This window comes from Acidithiobacillus sp. YTS05 (assembly GCF_024396695.1).
Lineage (GTDB): Bacteria > Pseudomonadota > Gammaproteobacteria > Acidithiobacillales > Acidithiobacillaceae > Igneacidithiobacillus > Igneacidithiobacillus copahuensis.
The window spans coordinates 1,612,447-1,637,492 of sequence record NZ_CP094359.1; the positions used below are offsets into that span (position 1 = coordinate 1,612,447).

Sequence of the window (25,046 nt, forward strand, 5' to 3'; positions counted from 1 at the left end):
TCAGTGACCTAATGCCTCGCCGCCCCCGGCCGGCTCGGCCGGCTCTGGCGGACGGCGCAACAGGAGCACCAGCGGAATCAAGACGAGGAAGCTGTAAAAGGTCAGAATAAATGCATCCAACACGCCGCGCATCCCCGCCTGCGGCAACACCACCACATTGCCCAGCACCTGCCACGCTCGCGGACTCTCGCCCATGCCCATCGTCCCAATGAAACGATGAAATGCCGGGTTGAAGGGATTGATATGCCCAGCCATCTGATTCCATCCCATCTGCTTGCCCTGGGTCATTACCGTCGACACAATGGCGATGCCGATACTGCCGCCCAGGGTGCGCATCAGGTTGAAGATACCCGAGCCCTCGGCCTGATCCTTTTTGTCGATTGTCGAAAAGGCCAGGGTAAAGAGGGGAATACTGACCAGGCCCAGGCCCAAGCCACGAACGAAAGATGGCCAGATCACCCAAGCCATGCTGATGTCGAGATTGTACTTGGTGGTATACCAACTGCCGATGGCACCGAAGAAGATGCCGACGAGAACAATGTCCCGCGGATTCACGTTGCGCGCCAGAAGGCGCCCGGCAACGACCATCGCCAGCATGGCACCAACGCCCTGTGGCGCCATAACGAGGCCGGTGGTGAAGGCCTCATAGTGCAGAAAATCCTCGAGCATGATCGGCAGGATGACCATCGCCCCAAACAAGGCCAGACCAAAAATTCCGATACCCGCGCTGCCCAGCGACAGATTGGCGTCCTTCAGCAGGCGCAGATTCACCACCGGATGCTTCACCGACAGCGAGCGCCACACGAAGAACAGCAATCCCAGGGCGGAAATCAGACTCAGGATGATGATGGTGCGCGAACTGAACCAGTCGTCTTCGTTACCCAGGCTGAGCACCCCTTGCAATGCCCCAAAACCTATGGCCATGAGCGCAAAACCCAGCCAGTCCACCGGTCGCGGATGATCGCTACGCCCGATGTTCGGCACTGCCTGGAGCAGTAAGAACGCGAGAATGCCGAAGGGGATGTTGACGTAAAAGACCCAGCGCCAGCTCAAGGTATCGGTGAGCCAGCCGCCCAGGGTCGGCCCGAGAATCGGACCCAGCATGATGCCCATGCCGAGGATGGCCATGGCCTGGCCGCGTTTTCGCGCGGGGTAGGCATGCAGCATGATCGTCTGCCCCACCGGTGCCAGGGACGCGCCAAAGACACCCTGCAACAAGCGCCACAGCACGATTTCCGGCAGGCTGTGCGCTTGCCCGCAGAGCGCCGAGGCGACCACAAAGCCGGCCACGCTCCACAGCATCACGGTGCGCTGCCCATAGCGCTCCACCAGCAAACCGGTAAGGGGCAAGAGGATGACGTTAGCGATCATGTAGCTGGTGAGCACCCAGGTAATCTGATCGCTGTTGGCCTGCAGAGAGCCGCGCATGTACGTAAGGGCTACGTTGACGATGGTCAGATCGAGCACCTGCATGACCACGGCCAACATCACCGCCACCGTAATGGCAACCACGGAAGTGTTCTCAGATTCGCTCATGGGCCCTCCCCGGATCTCGACAAGTTTACTGACCGATCGGTCGGTATGCAAGATAGGGATGATTGCTCAGAGCGCTCAATCATAGTATTTTTGCAAACAGTCGGTGATCCGCTGTTGAGCCAAGCTCCTGTGGCCGACTGGCATTATCCAACAACACTGGCCCAGAGCCGGGAAATGGTCGCAAACCCGCAGAAAGATTTCTGTAGCAACTTCTCGGTAATAGACCATGGCATCTTCACCCCTGAGTTCCTCCCCTTCTGGCGCGGTCGTCTGCCCTCTCTGGCTCTACCGGCTCCTGCCCTTTCTCCGCTGGTGGCCCCAGGTAAACAATCGCTCGCTGCGCGCGGATATCATCGCCGGGCTGACCGGCGCGCTGATTGTCCTGCCCCAAGGCGTCGCGTTTGCGGTAATCGCCGGGCTACCGCCCCACTACGGCATCTATGCGGCCATTGTCCCGGCCATCATCGCCGCCCTGTGGGGATCGAGCTGGCATCTGGTTTCCGGTCCTACCACCGCTATTTCCATTGCCGTCTACGAATCCATCGTCACCCACGCTACACCGGGCAGTCCAGCTTTCATCAGCCTTGCCCTGACGCTGACCTTCCTGGTGGGCGTCTTCCAGTTGGTGCTGGGCCTGGCGCGCATGGGTGCCCTGGTCAATTTCATCTCGCATACGGTGATCATCGGTTTTACCGCTGGCGCTGCCATTCTCATTGCGGGAAGCCAGATTCGCCATTTTTTTGGCCTGCCACTGCCGCGCGGTCTGCCGATCCATGAGACCATCCACCAGCTCTTCGTCCACTGGCACGAGATCAATCCCTACGTCACCAGTATCGCCGTCATCACCCTGCTGGCGGGCATTTTGTTCAAACGACTCCTGCCGCGCATCCCCTACATGATCGCCGCTATGATCGTCGGCTCTTTGCTGAGTCTGGCGCTGAATGCCAAGTTTGGCGCAGCAACAACGGGCATCAAGACAGTAGGCGCGCTGCCTGGCAATCTGCCTCCCTTGTCCCTCCCGGACTTCTCCCTCACCGCCCTGCGCGACATGTTCTTCCCGGCCCTGGTGGTGACCATGCTTGCACTCACCGAAGCGGTCTCCATTGCCCGCTCGGTAGCGACCAGGTCCGGCCAGCGCATCGATGGCAACCAGGAATTCATGGGCCAGGGACTATCCAACTTCATCGGCAGTTTCTTTTCCGCCTATGCCTCCAGCGGTTCTTTCAACCGCAGCGGGGTGAATTATGCGGCCGGCGCCCGCACCCCGCTGGCCACGGTATTCGCCTCGGGTTTCCTGCTGCTGATTCTGCTCCTGGTCGGCCCGTTGGCAGCCTATCTACCCACTGCGGCCATGGCGGGCATCCTATTTCTGGTGGCCTGGGGACTGATCGACTTCCACCACATCGGCGTCATCTGGCGTGCCAGCCGCATCGAATCCCTGATCCTGTGGGTGACGCTGCTTGGTACGGTCATCAATCTCGAAAAGGGTATTTTCTTCGGCATCCTCCTGTCCCTCATCTTTTACCTGTATCGCACTTCCCGACCCAACGTTCAGGCACAGGTGCCCGACCCGGACCCCGGCAGCTACCACTACATCAACGCCCAGAACCACGCCGAGTGCCCACAACTGAAGATTCTGCGCGTCAATGGCTCCCTCTTCTTTGGTGCGGTGGACCATGTCGGCCAGCAATTCTCCGCGGTCGACGAGCATAATCCCAGCCAGAAACACCTGCTGGTGATGGCAAGCGGCATAAACTTCGTCGACATCGCCGGCGGCGAGTTGCTCGCGCAGGAGGCGCGGCGCCGCCGACAAATGGGTGGCGGGCTCTATTTTTATCGTCTCAAGGATGGGGTTCAGGAAAGCCTTGCGCAGGGCGGCTATCTGGAAGAATTGGGGGAGGAGAACTTCTTTCCGGCGGGCACCCGACCCATCGAAAAAATCTACCCCAAGCTCGACTCTGAAATCTGTCGCAGCTGCACGGCGCGGATCTTTCCGCAGTGCCAAAGCCATCTCCCCAACGGCGAGACCCGCCGCAGTCCTGGCAGCTAAGCAAAGATCCGCCACGCGCAAAAGTGGTGAACGCAGACGGGCTATTGCACTGCCCGGCCTTTCCCGGTAAAGTTCGCGCTCCAGGTCCCCATCGTCTAGTGGCCTAGGACACCGCCCTTTCACGGCGGTAACGGGGGTTCGAACCCCCCTGGGGACGCCAGTTTGCGTGCAGGATGCACGCGTTGCTGAAAGCTCGGTCACCCTATGAAGTCCCCCATGCTCGTCGTCGGCGGTGCCGGCTATATCGGCTCGCACATGGTCAAGCTGCTCGCGGAAGCCGGGTATCCTGTTACCGTGCTGGACAACCTCAGCACCGGCTTTGCCGATGCCGCCCGCTATGGCGATCTGGTCACAGGTGATCTAGCGGACAGCGCCCTGCTCGACCGCCTCTTTGCCATACACGCCTTCGCTGCCGTGCTCCATTTTGCCGCCCTCAGCCAGGTTGGCGAGTCGGTACAGGTCCCCGACCGCTACTATCGTAACAACGTCGCCAACACCCTCAACCTGCTAGATGCCATGCGTCGCCATGGGGTGGACAAGTTCATTTTCTCCTCCACCGCGGCCATTTTTGGTGAACCGCAATACACCCCCATCGACGAACGGCATCCCGCCCAGCCCATCAATCCGTACGGGCGCTCCAAGCGCATGGTGGAAGAGATGTTGGCCGATCTCGGGCACAGCTACGGGCTGCGCTCGGTTTGCCTGCGCTACTTCAATGCCGCCGGTGCCGATCCCAGCGGCGAACTGGGCGAGCGCCACGACCCCGAAAGTCATCTGATTCCCCTGGTACTCCAGGCTGCCAGTGGCCGGCGACAGCAGATTTCCGTCTTCGGTAACGACTACCAGACCCGTGATGGCACCTGCATCCGCGATTACATCCACGTCTGGGACCTGTGCAGCGCCCATCTCCTGGCTGTGGAGCATCTGCTACAGGATGGCCAAAGCCTCGCCCTCAACTTGGGCAACGGCCAGGGCTTCTCGGTGCAGGAGGTCATCGACAGCGCAAGGCGGGTGACCGGCAAAGAAATCCGCGTCCAGGAACAGGCGCGCCGCCCCGGCGACCCGGCCATCCTGGTGGCCGACAGCACCCAGGCACGCCAACTCCTCGGCTGGCAACCGCAATATACCGATCTCGATACCATCATCGCCCACGCCTGGGCCTGGGAGCAGCAGAAAGGCCAGCGCTGGTAGCTGACGGTCAGTGTACGCCCCTGCCCTTGCGGAGAATCGCCGTGGTATCCGTTCTATAGGCACGTTCTATAGGCAAAATTGACCGATTCAATATCAATCTCCAAGATTCAGAATCAATCATCGATCATCAATAGATAAGCTCCACGGAGCACATTCCGAAAGGAAAATCCACATGGCGCAAACTGGAACCAAAGTACTGACCGCTCATGTACCGCTGTCGTTCCGTACCAGTCTTGATATACTTGTATATCGCTTTCAGAACAGGAGCCGAAACATGCTTGCCATCCGACTGCCCGCCGAAGTAGAAATCCGCTTGGAAGCGCTGGCGAAGGCCACCGGGCGCACCAAGACATTCTATGCCCGCGAAGCCATCCTTGAGCATCTGGATGACCTCGAAGATTTATACCTGGCGGAGCAACGCTTGATGGACATTCGCGCAGGCAAAACCCAAACCGTATCGCTCGAAGAAGTGATGAAACGCTATGGCCTGGGGGATTGAGCTCGACCGTTGCTCAATCCATAGAAAATATTCCGTGGACCCAAAGGACTGACGTCCCGCCGACCGAACGATGCTGTCGGCTACGTGCCGGAATCCCACCGGCAAGCACGAAAAGCAGACTACGCCGCTGCCACAACCGGGGCGTTTAATATCTTCCTCGCGTCCGATACCGCGTGCCCAGAAGGGTCGAATTTCCTCGCCTCGTGCTGCGCTGCAAGCGCCGCTTTGAGCTTGCGGTTCACCTGGATCAGGTATGACCATACATGCCTGGACCGCTTCCGCACGGGTGCGACCAGGGTGACATGACCATTCCTACCGTCCGGTGCAATAACCGCTCATGAGCGCTTCGCCTCGGCAATCTGCCGCAGCAGCTCGATACTCGGCGCAAAATCGGGAGAGGCCTTGAGGCTCGTGATCAAGGTCTCTTCCGCCGCCTTGGGGTCGTGCGCCAACTGCCACTGATTACGGGGGAATTCAGGCCAAGGAGCGGCAGCCAAAGGATTCGCGTGGGTGAGGAGAGCGTGGGCATTTTCATTACGCGCTGAAATTCTCCAATAACATTATGCTTCCTTCTTTTTGCGCCTTTACAAAATACCGTCGGTCGGCAGTTACCAGCATCGCTTCGGGATGCAGCAACGCCAGCGCATGGTACAGGGTATCAAAAAGATGATGCTCGTATCGTCGGGAAAGGTCGATGGCCAGTATATACAGCTCCGGTCCTTCGACCACCCGAAAATCCAGCCGCCACAGATCTTCCATGTCCTCCCTGGTCGTATCGGATTTGACTCGCGCTAGGACCGCGGCCATTTCCGCAGTAAAGTGCGGCGGTTGAATCGCTTCTCCAGCACCGGAAAGCGTTTGCTCCAACAAGGCTATAGCCTGAGAGACGTGGTCTTCCACCGCCCGAAAACGCAAAAACCACTTCAGTGCGACACTGGCATCGATGACCCAGTTCACGGACGATCACTTTCCCTCACTGCCCGGCACTCGGCCGTACTCACCAGCGGCGCGGATTCGCGACGTTCCAAAATGCGGGCAGCCGCTTGCCGCGCGCGATCCTTACGCTGCGCACGATCCACCGCCTCCCGCATCAAGGCAGCGATGATGGCGCTTTTGTTTTCCTTACGGAAAGTTGCATTGAAAGCAGCTTTTACCTCATCTGAAACGCTAAAATTTACGGTAGCCATGTAAGGACACCATTGTTGAAAAAATCAACAAATACTATAGGTCGTTTTCTGCTTGGCCGCAACGTAAACGCCGTGTCTGAAGTGGCCCCCGAAAGTTGGACAAGGGGTTAAGCTCTGGGCTTCAGGAAAGGAGTCGAGGGATGAAGGGAAAACGCAAGCAGTACAAGCCGGAATTCAAGGCGCAGGTAGCCCTGGCGGCTTTGCAGGGCGATAAGACGATGGCCGAGCTGGCGCAAGAATTTGGGGTACATCCCACCATGATCAATGCCTGGCGCCGGCAGCTGGTGGAGCATGCGGCCACGGCCTTTGAACGGGGAAAGTCCCAGACCGAGGAGCCCGTGGACGTGCAGGCTTTGTATCGGAAGATCGGACAGCTGGAGATGGAACGCGATTTTTTAGCCTCCAGGCCCGGTCTCATGCCCCGGATCGGGAAAGGCGCCAAATGATCGACCGGGCCCAAACCTCAGTTTCTGTGCAACGGCAATGCGCTCTTTTGGGCGTGCCCCGCAGTACGGTCTATTACCGCGCGCATCCTCGGCCGATGGGCGACGGGCTGTTGCGGGCGATCGATCGCCTCTACACCGCCTTTCCATTCATGGGTAGGCGGCAGATCCATCGGATGCTGAAAGCGGAGAATGTCGTGGTCAACCGCAAAACGGTACACCGGGCCATGCGTATCCTCGACATTGCCGCGGTGGCGCCCGGACCACACACCAGCAAGCCCCACCCCCAGCACCCAAAATATCCTTATCTGTTGCGTGGCGTGACGGTGGACCGTCCCCACCAGGTCTGGTCCGCGGATGTGACCTATCTGCCCATGGCACGAGGATTTCAATACCTCGTAGCCGTAGTGGACTGGTTCAGTCGTAAGGTGTTGTCCTGGCGGGTTTCCAACAGTCTTGATGCGGGTTTCTGCGTAGAGGCCCTGAAAGAGGCCATACGCCGCTATGGCACCCCCGAGATCTTCAACACGGATCAGGGCGCTCAGTTCACCGCGGAGTCCTTCCTCTCTGTACTCCGCCAGCACGGCATTCGAATCAGTATGGACGGCAAAGGCCGGGCCCTAGATAACGTCTTTGTCGAACGGCTTTGGCGCACCGTCAAATACGAGCACGTCTACCTACGGCCAGCAGAAACTGGAACCGAGCTGAAAGCTGGCCTCAGAGCCTACTTCGACTGGTATAATGCCGAAAGACCGCACTCCTCTCTGGGAGACAGAACACCCGATGTGGTCTATGCAGAAGGTTTACAAAGGCTGGTGGCCTGACCTGCCATGGAAACAGGTTCAGAGCTTAATCACCACAACAGGCTGTCCAATCCAGGGGGGCCACCTCAGTCTACTAGCGCTTCGCCTGAGCAATCTGCCGCAGCAGCTCGATACTCGGCGCAAAATCGGGCAGCGATGATGGCGCTTTTATTTTCCTTGTTTCTCCAGGAGACGAATTCCGGCATACTTGCGGCAGATTTTGACGAAGATACCGAGCGGTGCTTCCACCCGACCGGAGCTTGCCGCCGTGCCGTCCGGGAGGCCTCTTGCAACCGCATAACCAGCAACGCTGGATTCCCAGCATCCTGATTTTTGGGGACATCCTGGCGTTTTTTCTGGCGGCGTACTTTGGCCGCATCAGCCATGCCCTCTACTATCAAAAAAATGTCTGGACCGTCCTGAACAGTTGGTGGGGCAGCCTGGTTGAAATCAATCTCCTGCTTTTCCTGTTTTTGGCGTTTCTCGGTGTTGTCGCTTTTCAACTCAAGGGACATTACGCCCGGCGTCGCGTGGTCTGGGACGAGATTGGCGATATCCTCGCCGTCTTTATCATCCTGCTCGGGCTCAACGCCGCCATCGCCTTCAGTGGCAAATGGCCGCTGTCCCGCCTTTGGCTCTTTTCCACCTGGCTGCTTGCCCTCTTACTCGTGCCGGCAATTCGCTTCCTGTTGCGGTGGATCCTCTCCTACGGCTCAAGCTCTGGAAGCGCCCAGTAGCCATCATCGGCACTGGCGCCGCAGCCTGGGAGGCGATTTCTGCCGTACAGAGTGATCCCGTGTTGGGTTTTGAGGTCTGCTGGGTACTCAGCGCGGAGGACACTCAGCCGGATGCCAGGTTCATGAAAAATTCTTCACGCTTGTGCGTGCTGCCACTCGGCAGCGATCCCCTGGCCACCCTACATTCTCTGGGTAGCCCGCAGACCATTCTCGCCCTGGACAACGACCAATGGGAAACACAGGAAACCCTGTTGCGCCTGCTCGGCCTGCATTACCCCAAGCTGGCGATTGCGCCTGCTCTTCGGGGCCTGCCCCTCTACGGCATGGAGGTCATGCATTTTTTCAGTCACGAAGTCTTTATGCTGCGGGTACGCGACAATCTGGCCCGCCCCGGTCCCCGGTTGATCAAGCGAGTCTTTGATCTGTTCGCCTCGGCCTTGCTAATCGTCCTGCTCAGCCCGCTCTTTGCCCTTATCGCCTGGCGTATCAAGCGGGAAGATGGCGGACCCGTTTTTTTTCGTCAGATGCGGGTCGGCCACAGCGGGCAGTCTTTTGGCTGCCTCAAGTTCCGCAGCATGGGCCTGGATGCCGAGGCACAACTGCAACGCTACCTTGCCGAAAATCCCGCGATGGCCGAAGAATATCGGCGCAATTTCAAGCTGCGGGACGATCCGCGCATCACCAAGATCGGCAAATGGTTGCGCCGTACCAGCCTCGATGAGCTGCCGCAGCTTTTCAATGTACTGGTCGGACAGATGAGTCTGGTGGGGCCACGCCCGCTACTCGATCGGGAGATCGATCGCTACGGCGACAATATCACCCTATATCACCTGGTCAGACCGGGCATTACCGGCCTTTGGCAGGTCAGTGGCCGCTCCGAAACCACTTTTGCCGATCGCAGCGCCCTCGATGCCTGGTACGTCAAAAACTGGACCCTCTGGTACGACATCGTCATTTTGCTCCGCACTGTAGGGGTGGTCTTTCGGCGAGAAGGCGCCTATTGAGGGCGTGGGTGCTCCGCCTCGGCAATCTGCCGCAGCAGTTCGATGCTCGGCGCAAAATCGGGAGAGGCCTTGAGGCTCGCGATCAAGGTCTGTTCCGCCGCCTTGGGGTCGTGCGCTAACTGCCACTGATTACGGGCGATGACCCACTGCAGCAAGGCCCGCGGTTCAGGAAAGAGGGGCCGCTGCAGCCCCGCCTGTAAAAAGCGGATGCCCTCCTGCACCTTGCCATGGTCAAAGAAGGCCGTGGTGGCAATCTCGCTGCGCAGGTTGACGCTCTCTGGGGTCAGGGCCAAGCCCTTGCGCCAGGCCAGTACCGCCTGATCCTGCGCCTCCTGCGGCGTCATCCCCAGCAAGCTACTGCCATACTGCCGGTACACGGAACCGATGGCGTTATAGACCCCCGCCTGCCGCGGAATCCCTACCAGCGAAGCGTGGTACTGCTGCAGGGCGGCCTCCACCAAGACCCGCCGCTGGGCCGTGGGCATGGCGGTATCCTGGCTGGCGAGGTTGAGGTAGGCATTGCCCATATAGACCCAAGGCTGGGTCGCCTGCGGTCGGACCACCTCCAGAAAGCGTGCCACCTTCATCAAAAAGACCGCGCGCGCGTTGGGATTGACAATCAGCGAATCCAGCCAGGTATTGTCACTGAATAGCCCATAGACTGCCGCATCCACGGCCAGAAACCAGCTCGCGAACAGCACTACCAGCACCATCGCCCCTTGCACGATCTTGGGATGATTGATACCAAGGCGCGGTAGCACGGGCGCTGTATCCCCCTGCCGATGGTACAGACGCCATGCCTGCGCCAGAAAGATCCCCGCCAGGATGCTCAGGGGCAGATTGTAAAAAATGAAATTGCCCAAGGCATGGCCGGTAATGGCAAAGACCCCCAGGACCAGCCCCAAGGCCCAATAGCGGTTTTCCTCACTGATCCCCAAGCGCGCCGGACGCACAATCAGGCGAACCAGGACATACATCAAGGCCCCGGCAAAGGCCAGCAGAAAGCCGAGATTGATCAATCCCCCTTCCGCCAGAAACTCAATGTAATCGTTATGAGCATAGGTGCCCGCCGAAGCCAGCTCGCCGGGCAGACGGTAGGCGGGATAGAACAGGAAATAGCTGCCCAACCCAGTACCCAGATAGGGATGGGCCAGAAAAATATGCCAGGTGGCGATCCACATCAGGCTGCGGGAGACCGTCGCGACATTGGAAGAAATGTAATGAGGATTGAGTTGCCCCAGGATGTCGTAGCCCTTGGGATAATTCATCAGCAAAAAGGCAATGAGCACCAGGGCCAGAATCACCAGCCAGCGCCCCGGCATCCCCTTCCGGTTGCGAAAGCCCAGCACGGCGAAGGGTAACGTACAAAACCACGCCAGCAGGCCGCCACGGCTACTGGTACTGAAATCTGCCAACAAGACGACGGCAATGGTCACCAGGTAACCCAGGGCCGGCCAGTGAATGTTTCTGGAAAGAAAGCTCCGATCCTTGTCACTGTCGAGTACAAAGTAGCGGGCGATGAGAGGAAAGAACAGCAGATTCATCCAGGCCGCATAGCTATTGCAGTCCATCAGTGGCCCCTGCGGCCGCAGCCCCTGCCAGCCCGTGCCCAAGCCCAGCAAATGATAGTATTGCGAAAGTCCAATACCCGCCAGAATCCAGGCACTCGCCACAATTCCGCGCCAAAACCAGGGCCAGACCGCCCCGATATCCTTCTCCGACAACATCACCCAGGCCAGAAAGCCCAGCGGCACCGAACCCAGAGTCCAGAAGTAAAACCAGCTACTATAGGGCACATGGCTCCAGAACAGGGTCAGCCAGAACCACAGCAACCACAGCAGCATGAACACCGGCAGGTACCCCCTCGGCCACGGCAGGCCCTCGCGCAGCCGGGGCCAGACGGCAACCGTCGCAAAGACCAGCAGCAGGACGCTACTGATAACGAGCAGCGGGATCAGGGAACCGTTGTAGTACCAGCTAAAGAAGTAGGCCAGGAGGGGGAAAAAGATCAAAAGAAGATTTCGGGCAGAAAGGTTCTGGCTCATAGTAGGGTCGTAGACTCCGTGATGTCAGCCGGAGGCTAGCAGATTCGGGTTGAAGTCGTCGAGTTTTTTGGGTAGGCTCGGCCAGTTTCGTAGTGACTATTCGTGCCCTGAGGTGCTCTTGCTGCAAATGACCAATCCTTCACTCGGGATAACATACCGCGTGGTACCCGAGCATCCTGATCGGAAGCATGGAAAATGACCGCCTTTTTTGTAGGCATTAGCGATTTCTTGGAAAGCATGCGCGCCTGGCGCTTGTGGACCCTGATGGGTTGGGTCGAGATTCGTCAGCGTTATGCGCGTTCCAAACTCGGGCCTTTTTGGCTGACCATCAGCATGGGCGTAATGGCAACTACACTTGGCTTGCTGTACGGTGTTTTATTTGGCCAAAATCTATCGACATATTTGCCCATGATTTCCATTGGTATCGTGATGTGGGGTTTATTCTCCGGAATTGTAAACGACGGCTGCGCGGCATTTATGGCGGGCGCGGGATACATCAAGCAGATTCGATCTCCAAAATATCTTTTTATTTTGCAGGTAACTTGGCGCAATGGCGTCATCTGGGCACACAATTTCATTATCGTCCTCATCGTTCTAGTGATTTTTGGTGTCAAAAGTTGGGTTTCTATCTGGTTGTTCATTCCCGGTGTCATTCTGTTTCTGCTAAACGCCATGTGGATTGCATCCTTTGTAGGGGTGGTAGCAGCGCGCTTTCGTGACTTTCCACAGATCGTCGGTTCCATGTTGCAGGTCGCATTTTATGTCTCTCCGATTTTGTTTCATGGCGAAATGTTGAGCAAAGATCACAAGTGGGTGATCGAGTACAACCCTCTGGCGTATCTTATAGACATCGTCCGCCAGCCTCTTCTGGGACAATTTCCTACGCCACTGACTTGGGTCATCGCCGTTGTGATGGCTCTTTTAGGTTGGAGTCTGGCGCTGATATTCACGGGGAAGTATGCGAAGCGTGTACCATACTGGGTCTGATTGCCTTGGAATTGACATCATGAATTTAGGAACTAGATTTTGACATCGAGCATAATTTTACGCGATGTCTCGCTAGATTTACCGATCTACGACGTGAAAGGACAGTCTCTTAAAAAGCGCGTGATGCGCATGGGGCGGCGCAATCGCATTGCCGAGGATAATGAAGGCGTCGTCGTAGTGCGGGCGATCGACGGTTTGAATCTATCACTGAAAAGTGGGGACCGCCTGGGCCTGATTGGCCATAACGGCGCCGGCAAGAGCACCCTGCTGCGGGTCTTAGCCGGGATTTATCCGCCTACCTCTGGCACCGTGGAAGTTGTTGGCAAGGCAGTCCCACTGTTGGATATATCCCTCGGCATGGATGACCAGTCCACAGGTCGCCAGAATATCCGCTTACGGGGATTATTGCTTGGCATGACGAATGCCGAAATCAAAGCCAAGACCGAAGAGATCGCGGAGTTCACTGGGCTGGGAGACTACCTGGACCTCCCCTTGCGCACGTATTCCAGCGGCATGCGCGTGCGCTTGGCCTTCGCCATCTCTACCGCCGTGGATGCCGACATCCTGCTGCTCGATGAGGTCCTCGGGGTCGGGGATGCCAGTTTTCAGGAAAAGGCTGCCAAGCGGCTAGAAGAACTACACCAGCGAGCAGAAATCGTTGTTCTCGCTATACATTCCAGCGATACGATCCGTAAGACCTGCAACAAGGTGCTCTGGATGGAGCGAGGTAAGGTCAGAATGTTTGGGCCAGTAGAGGAAGTCGTGACTACCTACGATCGGATCATGAATCCCCCTGCAAAGCGCCAATCCTTCCGCAAACTGGTTGCAGAAAAGAGGTCCGCACGCCCAAGATGGTCTCCAAGTGATAACTCGAGGTTTGGGTCGCGATGATGAATTCTGCACTGCGGCTCCCAGCAGTATCCCTAACAGAAGCAATAGGCCCTCACTTTTGGCCCACCACCAACAGTATCACGAACTTTTTCTTAAACATCATCAAATCTATCTTAAAACTACCAGGATATATAAGAGTCTTCTCAATAGTTATGGTTTATTCGATTGTTAGTTCGAGATTCTTTTCATGACGGATAATTTTTATCGCGCATTCGAAGATCGTTACCGCGGTTCCCGCGAACTTATCAAAAGTCGTCTTGAGGTTTATCTACCATTTACAATACCCTTACTTAAGTCATACCCATCTGCTGGGACGATTGATCTTGGGTGTGGTCGAGGTGAATGGCTTGAATTACTTACGCAAGCAGGCTTCAAGCCAATTGGTATCGATCTTGATCAGGACATGCTTGAAAGCTGTCTTGAGAGAGGTTTGCACGTGGAACACGGAGATGCTGTTGCCTACCTCACCGACCTACCAGATCAAAGTCAGGTAGTCGTCTCGGCTTTTCATGTTATCGAACATATCCCATTTGAGGCATTGAGAATCATTGTAAGAGAAGCCATGAGGGTTCTTAAACCAGGCGGCTTGCTCATATTGGAAACACCAAATCCGGAGAACTTGATTGTAGGATCGTGCAATTTTTATCTGGATCCCACCCATCAAAAACCCATACCACCGTTACAACTGGAGTTTCTGGTAGAGTATGAAGGCTTCGCCAAAGTTAAGACACTTCGCCTTCAGGAATCAAAAGAACTTGTTTCTCGCAGTGAAGTAAGTCTTTATGAAGCGCTCCATGGAGCAAGTCTTGACTACGCGGTAGTTGCTCAAAAAAATGGAAATGAGGAGGTTATCGGCCTAGCCAAGGAAGCATTTGATAACGACTACGGCTTGCCTCGGGATGTCCTACTGAACCGTTGGGACGAGCGCTTTAATCTAATTCTTACCAAAATAACCAAGGCTTCCGATCTGGTAGCTCAAGCCAATGAACGCGCTGGCATCGCAGAAGCACAAGCAGCCCAAGCCAGTGAGCGCGCTGGCATCGCAGAAGCACAAGCAGCCCAAGCCAGTGAGCGCGCTGGCATCGCAGAAGCACAAGCAGCCCAAGCCAGTGAGCGCGCTGGCATCGCAGAAGCACAAGCAGCCCAAGCCAGTGAGCGCGCTGGCATCGCAGAAGCACAAGCAGCCCAAGCCAGTGAGCGCGCTGGCATCGCAGAAGCACAAGCAGCCCAAGCCAGTGAGCGCGCTGGCATCGCAGAAGCACAAGCAGCCCAAGCCAGTGAGCGCGCTGGCATCGCAGAGAGTCGGGCCGATCAAGCCAACCAAACCACCATGGAGATTAGTCAGCAGTTCAATGCCGTTATCAATAGCCGTTCATGGAGGCTCACCAAGCCTCTGAGGCTTGCGGGCAAATTTGCACGATGGTTTGTTCGTGGAAGCAAAGCGTGGCTAACCTTCGCACCTGGTAGTCGACCACGCCGCGTCTGCCGCAAGGCCTTAGTATGGCTCATGAATAAGGTGCGTGAAAATCCAAAACTAAAGACTAAATCAGTTATCTGGTTGAACAAACATCCGAGCCTCAAGCAGAGACTAAAGAGGATTGCTTTCGCGCAACCTCCTGCGGCTTCTGATTTTCTGGTCACAGATATCCGAACCGAAAATATTAGCGACCTTTCTCCACGCGCACGGCAAATCTACCTTCGCCTTAACGCTGCTTTGGAAAAAGTAAACAAGGATTCTAAGTAATGCGTATCGTCATCGATCTGCAAGGGGCACAGTCCACAGAACATCGGCATCGCGGCATTGGCCGCTATAGTCTGTATCTGGCGCAGGCGCTGGTGCGCAACCGGGGCGGGCACGAAGTATACATAGCCTTGAATGGCCTTTTTCCCGACACGATTGAGCCGCTTCGGGCGGCTTTCGACAGCTTGTTGCCCCAGGAAAACATTCGGGTATGGGCAGCGCCGAGCCCGGTGAATGCCGCTGATGCGGGAAATGATGCGCGTCGTCAGGCGGCGGAGTTGTTGCGCGAACAGTTTCTGGCAAGTCTAGCGCCCGACTTGGTGCTGATGAACTCTCTTTTTGAAGGGTTAGGTGATGATGCGGTCACCAGTATTGGTATGTTATCGAGAAAAATACCGACTGGCGTCATTCTTCACGACCTCATACCCCTGATTCATCGCGGCATTTATCTGCAAAACCCTGTCGTTGAGCGCTGGTATGAAAAAAAACTCGGATATTTACGGCGAGCCGATCTATTGTTGTCGAATTCAGCCTCGTCGGGGCAAGAAGCCATCGATCATTTGGGTTTTGCTCCCCAGCGAGTCTGCAAAATCTCCGCGGCCGCCGAAGCGCATTTCCGCCCCGGGGTCGTCTCGGATGAAGCACGCCGCCGCCTGGAGACACAGTATGGCCTGGTGAAACCATTTGTGATGTACACCGGGGGCATCGATCACCGAAAAAACATCGAAGGACTGATCGCTGCCTATGCCCGCTTACCGGCCGCGCTGCGGCGTGTTCATCAATTGGCCGTCGTATGCTCTATCCAGCCACCGGATCGCGATCGCCTGCTCAAGCTGGCTCGCGAAGAGGGGCTGGGCGAGGGCGAACTGATCTTAACCGGCTTTGTCCCGGAGGACGACTTGCTGGCTTGCTACCGGGGCAGCAAGCTGTTTGTCTTTCCATCGTGGCACGAAGGTTTTGGCCTGCCGGCGCTGGAGGCCATGCAATGCGGCAAAGCGGTGATCGCGGCCAATACGTCCAGCTTGCCGGAAGTGGTCGGCCGCGAAGACGCGCTGTTTGATCCTTTTGACACCCAGGCCATGGCCAGCAAGATGGCTCAGGTGCTCAGCGATGACACGTTCCGGGCTGAACTGGAACGCCACGGGTTGGTGCAGGCACAGCAGTTCAGTTGGGATACCAGCGCTAAAAGGGCATGGCAGGCTCTTGAAATGGCGGTCGGCAGCCGAAATCGAGTCGTGGTCGCCCCGCCTCAGCGCCCGCGTCTTGCCTATGTGTCGCCGCTACCGCCACAAGCCAGTGGCATCAGCGATTACAGTGCCGAACTGCTGCCGGAACTCGCCCGCCATTACCGCATCGAGGTTATCGTCGCGCAGGAAAAAGTGACTGATGCTTGGGTGCGCGCCAACTGTCCAATCCGTGATGTGGCTTGGTTTCGCCAGCATGCCCATCAGTTTGACCGGGTGTTGTATCACTTTGGCAACTCGAGCTTTCACGGCCATATGTTCGCGCTGCTACGCGAGCATCCCGGTGTGGTGGTGCTGCACGACTTTTTTTTATCAGGCATCTTGGCGCACCGCGATGCGACGGGCGAAACTCCCGGTGATTGGGCCAAGGCCTTGCTGGCGTCACAGGGTTGGGCAGCATTAGCAGAGCGTTTTCAGGCCCAGGATACGGCGGATGTCGTGTGGGCCTATCCCGCCAATCTTCAGGTGCTGCAGGATGCCCTTGGGGTCATCGTCCATGCTGAATATTCTCGCCAACTGGCGCGCCAATGGTATGGCGAGCGTGCAGCCGACGATTGGCAATTGATACCGCTGATGCGCAAACCGGCTGGCGCGGTGGATCGCGCCTCTGCAAGACGTGCCTTGGGGGTGCCCGAAGATGCCTTTATCGTCTGCAGTTTCGGTTTGCTCGGCCCGCATAAACTGAACCTTCGCCTGCTGGCCGCCTGGCTGGCGTCACCATTGGCGCAAGACCCCCGATGCCGATTGGTCTTTGTGGGGCAAAACCACGGTGGCGATTATGGTGCCAAGCTGGTGCAAGCCATACGCCATGCTCCGGATGACAGCCGCATTGAAATCACCGGCTGGGCAGATATGGCCGTTTTCCGCCAATGGCTGGCAGCCGCCGATGTCGGGGTACAGTTACGCACTCTGTCACGCGGTGAAACATCTGCTGCGGTACTCGATTGTATGAATTACGGTCTTGCCACCATCATCAACGCGCATGGCTCGATGGCGGAACTCGATCAGGATGCGGTGTGGATGTTACCGGATGAATTTGACGACAAGCAGCTCATCGAGGCCTTGACGACGCTATGGACTGACAAACAGCGGCGGGCCGATCTGGGTCAGAAGGCTCGCCAAGTGATTGCACAGCGCCACGCCCCCCGCCGCTGTGCCGACTTGTATGCGGAGGCGATCGAGGGCTACTACCAGCAAGCGGCCGTCGGCCTGCCGGGACTGCTGGATGCCATTACCGCAATGGATCCGGCATTGCCCTCATCAGAATGGCCTGCGCTTGCCACTTGCATGGCTGAGAACATGCCGCCGAGACCACGGCGCAGACAACTTCTCGTCGATATCTCGGAGTTGGTGCAGCGCGATGCAAAGAGCGGTATCCAACGGGTCGTGCGCGGCATCCTGACCGAATGGCTGAAGCACCCACCTGAAGATTTCCAAATCGAACCGGTTTACGCCACGATGGAAACGGAGGGCTATCAGTATGCGCGGTGCTTTATCAGTCGTTTTTTAGGCATACCGGAAGATTGGGCGATGGATGAGCCCGTCGAAGCCTATCCCGGCGACGTGTTTCTGGGGCTGGACTTACAACCTCACATTGTGCCGAGGCAGATTAAAGTATTGAAGGATTGGGATCGACGTGGTGTTGGTATCCAGTTTTTAATTTATGACATGCTCCCCATATTGAAACCCGAGGTGTTTCCTGACGAGGCAAAAGCCTTGTATCAGCGCTGGCTGGAGACAGTGGCACGGTTTGATGGCGCGGTTTGTATCTCCCGTGCCGTGGCTGACGAATTGACGGCGTGGCTACAGGACTTTGGCCCCAAACGAGAGCGCCATTTTGCCGTACGCTGGTTCCATCTGGGCGCCGACCCAGAAAACAGCGCGCCAAGCAAAGGTGTCCCGCCCGATGCAACCGGGGTGTTGGCTGCGCTCAAAGCGCGAGCAAGTTTTCTCTTGGTTGGTACCATTGAGCCACGTAAAGGTCATGCCCAAACCTTATCTGCCTTCGAGGGACTATGGGCGCAAGGCATGGATATCAACTTAACGTTCGTCGGCAAGCAGGGCTGGATGGAGGAGGGGTTGGTCGATCGCCTGCGCAACCACGCCGAACTTGGCAAGCGTCTGTTCTGGCTCGAAGGCATCAGTGACGAATATCTGGAAAAGGTCTACGCTGCCAATATCTGTTTGATCGCCGCCAGCGAGGGCGAAGGCTTCGGCTTGCCGCTGATCGAAGCAGCGCAACACAAGTTACCAATCATCGCCAGAGATATTCCGGTTTTTCGTGAAGTGGCAGGCGAGCACGCGTTCTATTTTGATGCAGCCACGCCTGATGCCTTGGCGCAATCGATCAAAACCTGGTTAGCGCTGCATGAGAGTGGCCAACATCCCAAATCGGACGACATGCCTTTCTTGACGTGGAAGGAAAGCGCCCAACAACTTCTTGAACTATTAGAAAAAAAATAATCTCAATCAACTTCTTCAATGGAGAATATATGAAAACAGCAATTATCACCGGCATCACCGGTCAAGATGGTGCCTATCTCGCGCATCTCCTGCTCGAAAAGGGCTACACGGTACACGCAACCTATCGCCGTACGAGTTCGGTCAATTTCTGGCGTCTCGCGGACCTGGGATTGGAAGAACATCCCAATCTGCATCTGGTGGAATTCGACCTGACTGATATGGGTTCGGCCATCCGCTTGCTCGAAAATAGCCAGGCCACAGAGGTCTATAACCTTGCCGCACAGAGTTTTGTCGGGGTGAGCTTTGACCAGCCACAAACAACGGGGCAGATTACTGCCATCGGCGCTCTGAATTTACTTGAAGCTGTTCGGGTCGTGAATCCCAGGACTCGCTTCTACCAGGCGAGCACCTCAGAGATGTTTGGCAAGGTCCATGCCATCCCCCAGGATGAAGAAACTTTTTTCCATCCGCGCAGCCCCTACGGGATGGCCAAGTTGTATGCACACTGGATGACCGTCAACTACCGCGAGAGCTACGGCATTTTTGGTGCCAGCGGCATTCTGTTCAATCATGAAAGCCCGTTGCGGGGTCTGGAGTTTGTCACCCGCAAAATCACTGATGGCATCGCCAAAATCAAGCTCGGCAAGCTGGAGATGCTGGAGCTGGGCAATCTGAATGCCAAACGCGACTGGGGCTACGCCAAGGAGTATGTGGAGGGCATGTGGCGCATGCTACAGGCCGATGAGCCCGATACCTTCGTGCTCGCCACCAACCGCACCGAAACCGTACGCGATTTCGTGACCATGGCCGCGAAGGCGGCGGATATGGAGATCGAGTGGCGCGGCAAGGGTGAGGAAGAAATTGGCATTGATGCGGCTTCGGGAAAGACCATCGTGCGCGTCAACCCCAAGTTCTATCGCCCCGCCGAAGTAGATTTGCTGATCGGCAACCCGGCCAAGGCCAAGGTCAAACTGGGCTGGGAGGCGAAGACCACGCTGGAAGAGCTTTGTGCGATGATGGTGCACACGGATTTGCAGCGCAATCTGAATGGAGTATCTTTTTGATCCTTAACACAAGGGATCAAGATGACTCCATGATACTTGTCACCGGCCTGAGCGGCTTTACCGGACGCCATCTGGCTGAGAGATTGCGCGCGCGGGGCGCGCGCGTTGTCGGGCTGTCGAATAGCGGGCAGGGAGAGGGTGAGATTGCCTGTGATCTCACCGATGCCGTCGCAGTCCGAAACGTCATCGCCGAACTGCGGCCCACGCATGTCGCGCATCTGGTGGCGATCTCCTTTGTTGGGCATGGCAATCCGCGTGCATTTTACGACGTCAACGTGTTCGGTACCTTGAACCTGCTCGAAGCCCTGGCGGCCTTACCCAAGCTACCACGCAAGATCCTGATTACCAGCTCGGCCAACATTTATGGTTCGCCGTCTGTCGAGGTCATCGATGAGTCGGTCTGCCCCGCACCGGTCAACCACTACGCCTGCAGCAAGCTTGCCATGGAGCACATGGTGCATACTTGGTTCGATCGATTGCCCATCGTCATGACGCGACCGTTCAATTACACCGGTGTGGGACAGGACGAAAAGTTTCTCATTCCGAAAATCGTCAGTCATTTTCGCCGACGTGCTCCCTTCATCGAGCTGGGCAATCTGGACGTGAGTCGGGATTTTTCGGATGTGCGCGATGTTGTCGCCATCTACACGGCGCTGCTGCTCGATGCACCCGAGGCAGTAGGGCAGACCTTTAATATCTGTTCGGGGCGAGCCTATTCTTTGCGCAACATCTTGCAGATGGTGGAGGACATCGGGGAGCACCCTATTGAGGTGCGGATCAATCCTTCCTTCGTGCGTGCCAACGAGCTGCCGCGCCTGTTGGGATCAAATGCGTTGTTGCGCCAGCATACCGGTCTCGCACCGCAAATTCCGTTCCGCGAAACCCTACGCTGGATGCTGCAGACCAATGCCACCTCTGGAGTTAACAATTGAAAATTCTGTTCAATGTACATCTATTATTGAGGACGCGCACTGGAATTGGTCTTTATAAGCAGCATCTTATTCAGGCATTAGTGGCCACAAAAGAACTTGATTCCATAATTGGTTTTGTCGGTGGACATATTTATCGCGATGAAGCGCTGCTCTCCCTTGTCAACAACGATCAAAATCCTCTTAGCTCCTCGACCCCGACTGCTAGGGGCAGTCTCGCCGCTTTAAAGAAAGTCATTCAGGATGTTCCCGGTGCATACACCGCAAGACAGGCCCTGCGCGAATGGCAAGATGGACGCAGGATCGGCGCCCTGGCACAGGAAGGCTTTATTTACCACGAACCCAACTATATCCCAGTAAAATATGCTGGCCCCTTGGTCATCTCTGCGTATGATTTATCTCAGGTACGACACCCTGAGTTTCACCCGCCTGAACGAGCAGCTTTCCTCAACAAACATCTTGGACCTGCGCTACAAAGAGCGGATCAGGTAATTACAATATCCGAATTTTCGGCGCAAGAGATCATGGATTTCTATCAAACTCCGCGCGATAAAATTACTGTGACCCATTTGGGCGCAGATGACATTTTTCATCCCCGGGACTCTCTTACGGTAGCCAAAACATTACAAGATATTGGCCTGCGTCATCGTGGGTTTGTATTATTCGTAGCTACGCTCGAACCACGAAAAAATATCGTCAGGCTCATTGATGCCTATAGTTCCTTGCCAGAATTCTTGCGTCAGGACTTTCCCCTTGTACTTACCGGTGCTGCGGGATGGCAGGATGCCGATATTCTACGGCGAATCAGAGCGGCGGAGCAGAAAGGCGAAGTGATACGCACCGGTTATCTTCCCCGGACGCAGCTCGCTGATCTCTTTTCCTCGGCAGCAGTTTTTGCCTACCCATCCCTCTACGAAGGATTTGGTTTACCTGTACTGGAAGGGTTTGCCAGTGGTACCCCTGTTCTTACCTCGAACATTAGTTCTATGCCAGAGGTATCTGCAGGCGCTGCAGTTGAGGTAGATCCCTATTCTTTGGAGGCCATTGCCGATGGCTTGCAGCGCCTCCTGGAGGATCGCGTTTTGGCGGAAAAGCACATACAGGCAGGGTTGATTCGGTCGAAAGATTTTAGCTGGAAGTCCTGCGCAGAAAAAACGTTAGAAGTATATCGCAAGGTCTCTTAGCCTGCTCGCAGAGGGCAGTACTCACTCAGACTTATCCATGAAACTCATTCTTTTTTGCGTCAGCGATCGGTTTTTCCTGTCTCATTTCCTCGATCGGGCAAAGCATGCACAACATGCTGGCTACCGGGTATCGATAGTGGCTCCAGAGACCGGATTGGCTGACCAGATTCGGCAGCTCGGTTTTGAGTTTTGTTCACTGGATTTATCGCGCCACAATATCAACCCTCTGCCAGAGCTACGGAGCATTCTGCAGCTCCGGACGATTTACCGTGCGCAGCGCCCGAACCTGGTCTGGCAGATTGGCATCAAGCCCATTGTGCTGGGCACGCTGGCAGTAATTTTGGGCTCGCCGGCCAGCAAGATCGTCAATGCGCCGGTGGGCCTGGGGTATGTCTTTGCCGGTGAGGATTGGAAGGCACGGCTGATTCGTCCCTTGCTGCGGCAGGCTCTCAGGCGTTTGCTGAATCCTCGGGGCAGCGTGGTCGTGTTCGAGAACCAGGAGGATCTCCACGAGCTCGAAAAAATGGGGGCGCTACGGAAGGGCAGCGGCGTCGTCATCAAAGGCGCAGGGGTGGATCTACAACAGTTTCCGCTACGGCCCGAGCCTGTGGATGCTACGCTCACCGTTCTTTTGGCCGCCCGCATGATCGAAGAAAAGGGCATCCGCGTTTACGTAGAAACCGCTCGCCTGTTGCGGGAGCGTGGGCGCCCGTATCGCTTTCTCCTCGCGGGTGGCGTGGATCACGAACACTCTGCGGCAATTCCAGAAGCGGACCTGCAGGCATGGAGCGAACAGGGTGTGGTCGAGTGGCTGGGAGACCAGCGGTATATGAGCTCCCTCTTGGGGCATTGTCACTTGTTCTGCCTGCCCACCTGGCATCGGGAAGGTATTCCCAAGGTGTTGCTCGAAGCAATGGCGACAGGGCGGGCCATCGTGACCACGGATGTGGTGGGCTGCCGGGAGCTCATCCAGCACAAAAAAAATGGCTGGCTCGTGCCGCCGAAGGATCCCGTCGCCCTAGCCGATGCGATCGAACAGCTCCTGGAGCATCCACAGCTTCGCAGGCGGCTGGCCAGTGCAGCACACAAAGATGCGGAGCGGGAGTATGCGTCAGAGATCGTTTGCCGGAAGACCTTGCAAATTTTCAAAAGTCTGGTGCCGGTACCCAAAAAAACCAGTAGCCACGAGCTAAAGCGACTCGCCCGCCACCGTTCTAGCATGCCGGATGGGAAGATTTTATGTGTAATTCCCAGTTATAACGGATGTCTCGACCTGCAGCGACTGCTCGACTCCCTGGCCATACAGGACCTGCCCCATGAGGTATTGGTCATCGACTCGAGTTCCACGGACGGAACAAGGGAAATGTTGCATGCCTGTTTTCCGGATGTTCGCGTGCAAGTGATTGCACAAAAAAACTTTGGTCACGGCAAGACGCGGCAGATGGCCTTTGCCGAAAATCCCGACTATGCCTTTTATGTATATCTCACCCAGGACGCCTATTTTTATGATGAGGACTCTTTACGAATCCTCATCAGCGGATTTCAAGATCGGCAAATCGGTGCCGTCTGTGGCCGGCAAGTGCCGCACCCCAACGCAACTGTCTTTGCCGCCTTCTCCCGGCACTTCAATTACCCTCCAGCAGAGCAAAAACGTTGTTTAGAGGATCGAGAACGCTTAGGCATCAAAACGCCTTATCTCTCGGATTCCTGCTCTGCCTATCGTGCCCAAGCTCTCGCCGAGATTGGTGGATTTCCCGAAAACGTGCGGGTAAGTGAAGACCTCTACGTGGGCGCCAAAATGCTCCTGGCTGGATGGTGCATCGGCTATCCGGCCGCACCCGTCTGCTACCATTCGCATAATTACACCTTGAAGCAAGAGTACCGGCGCTACCGCGACATTGGCGAATTCCACGGACAGCAACGATGGATCGCAGCGGCCTTCGGCGGAGCCGGCGGCGAAGGGTTACGATATGCCCGCTCGGAGCTCGCTTATCTCGGATTGCGTAGATTCTGGCTCTGGCCCACCTCTGTGGTGCGGAATATCCTCAAGTTTTTGGCGTTTCAGTATGGGTATATCCTGGGTTCGAAGGCGAGTCCTTAACGGTACTTAATAGGAATATAACAAAATAAAATCCGAACGTTCTAAAAAAGCCCGATTTCCGAAGCCCCATCCGTGCCAAAAAAATTAATCTCTGCAATCTTGGCTTATTAAGAATCATCGAGAATTCTTGCACATCTCGCCTAGTAGATTCTGGAAGCTCCTCATCATAGTGATCCAGGAAAGCCCTAGACTGCACTATGGTTTGCCTAACGCGCACCAATGCGTCTTGCGGAAATGCGATTTTTTTAAGCACATAAAACATATTATATTTCTTAGCACCAGTATCGTTGTTACCGTGCTGGCGGTATAGAAGCAGAGGCTTCTCAATCAAATGAATGTTACCAAAAGAGGCAGCTACAAGGGCAATCCACCAATCATGCATACAGGCTCCCTGCGGAATAGGTAATGACTTTTCAATCAATCCGCGGCTCACCATCATAGTGCACCCGGTAACGTTATTCTGAATCAGAAGATTGGAAACTTTTGTTTGTTTTGGATCAATCTTCTGATATTTAAAAAAAGATTCTCCCAACAAATTAAGGTTATTATCAACCACGACAAGATCACTATGGATCAGATGAAGGCCGCTTGGAAATAATTTTCTTCGTTGAACAACGGAAAGCATTTCGACAACTTTGATCGGCAGCCATACGTCATCCTGATCACAAAATAATACCCAATCTGCCGTACTGGCTGACATCAACTCGGAGAAGTTACCAATTACCCCAAGATGTTTCTTTTTTGACTCAACCAGCTGTACATTCTTCGGAAATTTATTTTGGAAGGAGGCGATGATATCAGGCGTTTCATCAGAGGAGCCGTCATCTCTGATTAGCAATTTCCAATCAGTATACGTCTGCCCCGCCAAGGATTGGAGAAGTTTATTTAGGTATTTTGCTCCATTATAGGTAGCAAGAACTATTTCAACAACTTTCATTTTAACCACA

The 25,046-nt window shown here is 55.9% G+C and carries 19 protein-coding genes and 1 tRNA gene; 15 read left to right on the plus strand and 5 right to left on the minus strand.

Annotated features, from left to right (window positions below; translation table 11 throughout):
• Entirely contained in the window at window positions 1-1,536 is a 1,536-nt protein-coding gene (locus tag MQE22_RS07980; RefSeq protein WP_255789479.1) for a DHA2 family efflux MFS transporter permease subunit, read from the minus strand.
• Window positions 1,537-1,762: 226 nt separating this feature from the next.
• Between MQE22_RS07980 and MQE22_RS07985 the strand changes: the two genes are divergently transcribed.
• From MQE22_RS07985 to relB, 4 genes are all read left to right on the plus strand, one after another.
• Entirely contained in the window at window positions 1,763-3,586 is a 1,824-nt protein-coding gene (locus MQE22_RS07985) for a SulP family inorganic anion transporter (protein WP_255789480.1), read from the plus strand.
• Window positions 3,587-3,670: 84 nt separating this feature from the next.
• A tRNA-Glu gene (locus MQE22_RS07990) sits at window positions 3,671-3,746 on the plus strand.
• A 56-nt stretch (window positions 3,747-3,802) separates the two neighbouring features.
• On the plus strand, window positions 3,803-4,777 hold the full coding sequence (gene galE, locus MQE22_RS07995; RefSeq protein ID WP_255789482.1) for a UDP-glucose 4-epimerase GalE: 975 nt from the start codon (window positions 3,803-3,805) through the stop codon (window positions 4,775-4,777).
• Window positions 4,778-4,949: 172 nt separating this feature from the next.
• A complete protein-coding gene (relB, locus tag MQE22_RS08000) occupies window positions 4,950-5,276 on the plus strand; it encodes a type II toxin-antitoxin system RelB family antitoxin (protein WP_255789483.1) in 327 nt (108 codons plus the stop codon).
• A 534-nt stretch (window positions 5,277-5,810) separates the two neighbouring features.
• On the opposite strand, the gene MQE22_RS08005 is transcribed toward relB, so the two are convergent.
• A complete protein-coding gene (locus MQE22_RS08005) occupies window positions 5,811-6,233 on the minus strand; it encodes a type II toxin-antitoxin system VapC family toxin (protein ID WP_255789485.1) in 423 nt (140 codons plus the stop codon).
• Window positions 6,230-6,463 carry a hypothetical protein gene (locus MQE22_RS08010; RefSeq protein WP_255789487.1) on the minus strand — a complete coding sequence of 78 codons (234 nt, stop codon included), beginning with the start codon at window positions 6,461-6,463 and terminating at the stop codon, window positions 6,230-6,232. The genes MQE22_RS08005 and MQE22_RS08010 overlap by 4 nt, the downstream gene beginning before the upstream one ends.
• Before the next feature lie 140 nt (window positions 6,464-6,603).
• Between MQE22_RS08010 and MQE22_RS08015 the strand changes: the two genes are divergently transcribed.
• From MQE22_RS08015 to wbaP, 3 genes are all read left to right on the plus strand, one after another.
• Window positions 6,604-7,730 (plus strand): IS3 family transposase gene (locus tag MQE22_RS08015; RefSeq protein WP_480082277.1). Its coding sequence is split into 2 segments (ribosomal slippage): window positions 6,604-6,870 and window positions 6,873-7,730, totalling 1,125 coding nucleotides; the frame shifts between segments, so codons are not numbered across the junction.
• A 266-nt stretch (window positions 7,731-7,996) separates the two neighbouring features.
• On the plus strand, window positions 7,997-8,446 hold the full coding sequence (locus MQE22_RS13865) for a hypothetical protein (protein WP_480082305.1): 450 nt from the start codon (window positions 7,997-7,999) through the stop codon (window positions 8,444-8,446).
• The gene (gene wbaP / locus MQE22_RS08020) at window positions 8,404-9,450 is read left to right on the plus strand and encodes an undecaprenyl-phosphate galactose phosphotransferase WbaP (RefSeq protein ID WP_480082306.1); all 1,047 of its coding nucleotides are present in this window, start codon (window positions 8,404-8,406) and stop codon (window positions 9,448-9,450) included. Before MQE22_RS13865 ends, wbaP begins: the two co-directional genes overlap by 43 nt.
• Here wbaP and MQE22_RS08025 read toward each other — a convergent pair.
• Window positions 9,444-11,495: an O-antigen ligase family protein gene (locus tag MQE22_RS08025; protein WP_255789489.1), complete on the minus strand. Its 2,052-nt coding sequence runs from the start codon at window positions 11,493-11,495 to the stop codon at window positions 9,444-9,446. The two genes, wbaP and MQE22_RS08025, sit on opposite strands and share 7 nt — an antisense overlap.
• Before the next feature lie 195 nt (window positions 11,496-11,690).
• Here MQE22_RS08025 and MQE22_RS08030 point away from each other — a divergent pair, with 195 nt between their 5' ends.
• From MQE22_RS08030 to MQE22_RS08065, 8 genes are all read left to right on the plus strand, one after another.
• Window positions 11,691-12,482, plus strand: a complete 792-nt coding sequence (locus MQE22_RS08030) for an ABC transporter permease (protein ID WP_215873313.1) — start codon at window positions 11,691-11,693, stop codon at window positions 12,480-12,482.
• 39 nt (window positions 12,483-12,521) lie between these two features.
• The gene (locus MQE22_RS08035; protein WP_304665201.1) at window positions 12,522-13,373 is read left to right on the plus strand and encodes an ABC transporter ATP-binding protein; all 852 of its coding nucleotides are present in this window, start codon (window positions 12,522-12,524) and stop codon (window positions 13,371-13,373) included.
• 187 nt (window positions 13,374-13,560) lie between these two features.
• Window positions 13,561-15,117 carry a class I SAM-dependent methyltransferase gene (locus MQE22_RS08040; RefSeq protein ID WP_255789490.1) on the plus strand — a complete coding sequence of 519 codons (1,557 nt, stop codon included), beginning with the start codon at window positions 13,561-13,563 and terminating at the stop codon, window positions 15,115-15,117.
• Window positions 15,117-18,821, plus strand: coding sequence for a glycosyltransferase (locus MQE22_RS08045; protein WP_255789492.1), 3,705 nt, complete (start codon window positions 15,117-15,119; stop codon window positions 18,819-18,821). Before MQE22_RS08040 ends, MQE22_RS08045 begins: the two co-directional genes overlap by 1 nt.
• A 29-nt stretch (window positions 18,822-18,850) precedes the next feature.
• Window positions 18,851-19,885 carry a GDP-mannose 4,6-dehydratase gene (gene gmd / locus MQE22_RS08050; RefSeq protein ID WP_255789494.1) on the plus strand — a complete coding sequence of 345 codons (1,035 nt, stop codon included), beginning with the start codon at window positions 18,851-18,853 and terminating at the stop codon, window positions 19,883-19,885.
• A gap of 29 nt (window positions 19,886-19,914) precedes the next feature.
• On the plus strand, window positions 19,915-20,817 hold the full coding sequence (locus MQE22_RS08055) for a GDP-mannose 4,6-dehydratase (protein WP_255789495.1): 903 nt from the start codon (window positions 19,915-19,917) through the stop codon (window positions 20,815-20,817).
• On the plus strand, window positions 20,814-21,998 hold the full coding sequence (locus MQE22_RS08060) for a glycosyltransferase family 4 protein (RefSeq protein ID WP_255789497.1): 1,185 nt from the start codon (window positions 20,814-20,816) through the stop codon (window positions 21,996-21,998). Before MQE22_RS08055 ends, MQE22_RS08060 begins: the two co-directional genes overlap by 4 nt.
• Window positions 21,999-22,035: 37 nt before the next feature.
• Window positions 22,036-24,099 carry a glycosyltransferase gene (locus MQE22_RS08065; protein WP_255789498.1) on the plus strand — a complete coding sequence of 688 codons (2,064 nt, stop codon included), beginning with the start codon at window positions 22,036-22,038 and terminating at the stop codon, window positions 24,097-24,099.
• Here MQE22_RS08065 and MQE22_RS08070 read toward each other — a convergent pair.
• Window positions 24,044-25,036 (minus strand): glycosyltransferase family 2 protein, encoded by a 993-nt coding sequence (locus MQE22_RS08070; protein WP_255789499.1) that lies wholly within the window; start codon window positions 25,034-25,036, stop codon window positions 24,044-24,046. The genes MQE22_RS08065 and MQE22_RS08070 overlap by 56 nt on opposite strands.
• Window positions 25,037-25,046 lie beyond the last annotated feature (10 nt).

What these genes read in the sequence shown, in the direction of transcription:
- MQE22_RS07980 (WP_255789479.1), bottom strand. Translation starts at nt 1,536, where the DNA reads ATGAGCGAATCTGAGAACACTTCCGTGGTTGCCATTACGGTGGCGGTG.
- MQE22_RS07985 (WP_255789480.1), top strand. Translation starts at nt 1,763, where the DNA reads ATGGCATCTTCACCCCTGAGTTCCTCCCCTTCTGGCGCGGTCGTCTGC.
- galE (WP_255789482.1), top strand. Translation starts at nt 3,803, where the DNA reads ATGCTCGTCGTCGGCGGTGCCGGCTATATCGGCTCGCACATGGTCAAG.
- relB (WP_255789483.1), top strand. Translation starts at nt 4,950, where the DNA reads ATGGCGCAAACTGGAACCAAAGTACTGACCGCTCATGTACCGCTGTCG.
- MQE22_RS08010 (WP_255789487.1), bottom strand. Translation starts at nt 6,463, where the DNA reads ATGGCTACCGTAAATTTTAGCGTTTCAGATGAGGTAAAAGCTGCTTTC.
- MQE22_RS08025 (WP_255789489.1), bottom strand. Translation starts at nt 11,495, where the DNA reads ATGAGCCAGAACCTTTCTGCCCGAAATCTTCTTTTGATCTTTTTCCCC.
- MQE22_RS08030 (WP_215873313.1), top strand. Translation starts at nt 11,691, where the DNA reads ATGACCGCCTTTTTTGTAGGCATTAGCGATTTCTTGGAAAGCATGCGC.
- MQE22_RS08040 (WP_255789490.1), top strand. Translation starts at nt 13,561, where the DNA reads ATGACGGATAATTTTTATCGCGCATTCGAAGATCGTTACCGCGGTTCC.
- MQE22_RS08045 (WP_255789492.1), top strand. Translation starts at nt 15,117, where the DNA reads ATGCGTATCGTCATCGATCTGCAAGGGGCACAGTCCACAGAACATCGG.
- gmd (WP_255789494.1), top strand. Translation starts at nt 18,851, where the DNA reads ATGAAAACAGCAATTATCACCGGCATCACCGGTCAAGATGGTGCCTAT.
- MQE22_RS08055 (WP_255789495.1), top strand. Translation starts at nt 19,915, where the DNA reads ATGATACTTGTCACCGGCCTGAGCGGCTTTACCGGACGCCATCTGGCT.
- MQE22_RS08065 (WP_255789498.1), top strand. Translation starts at nt 22,036, where the DNA reads ATGAAACTCATTCTTTTTTGCGTCAGCGATCGGTTTTTCCTGTCTCAT.
- MQE22_RS08070 (WP_255789499.1), bottom strand. Translation starts at nt 25,036, where the DNA reads ATGAAAGTTGTTGAAATAGTTCTTGCTACCTATAATGGAGCAAAATAC.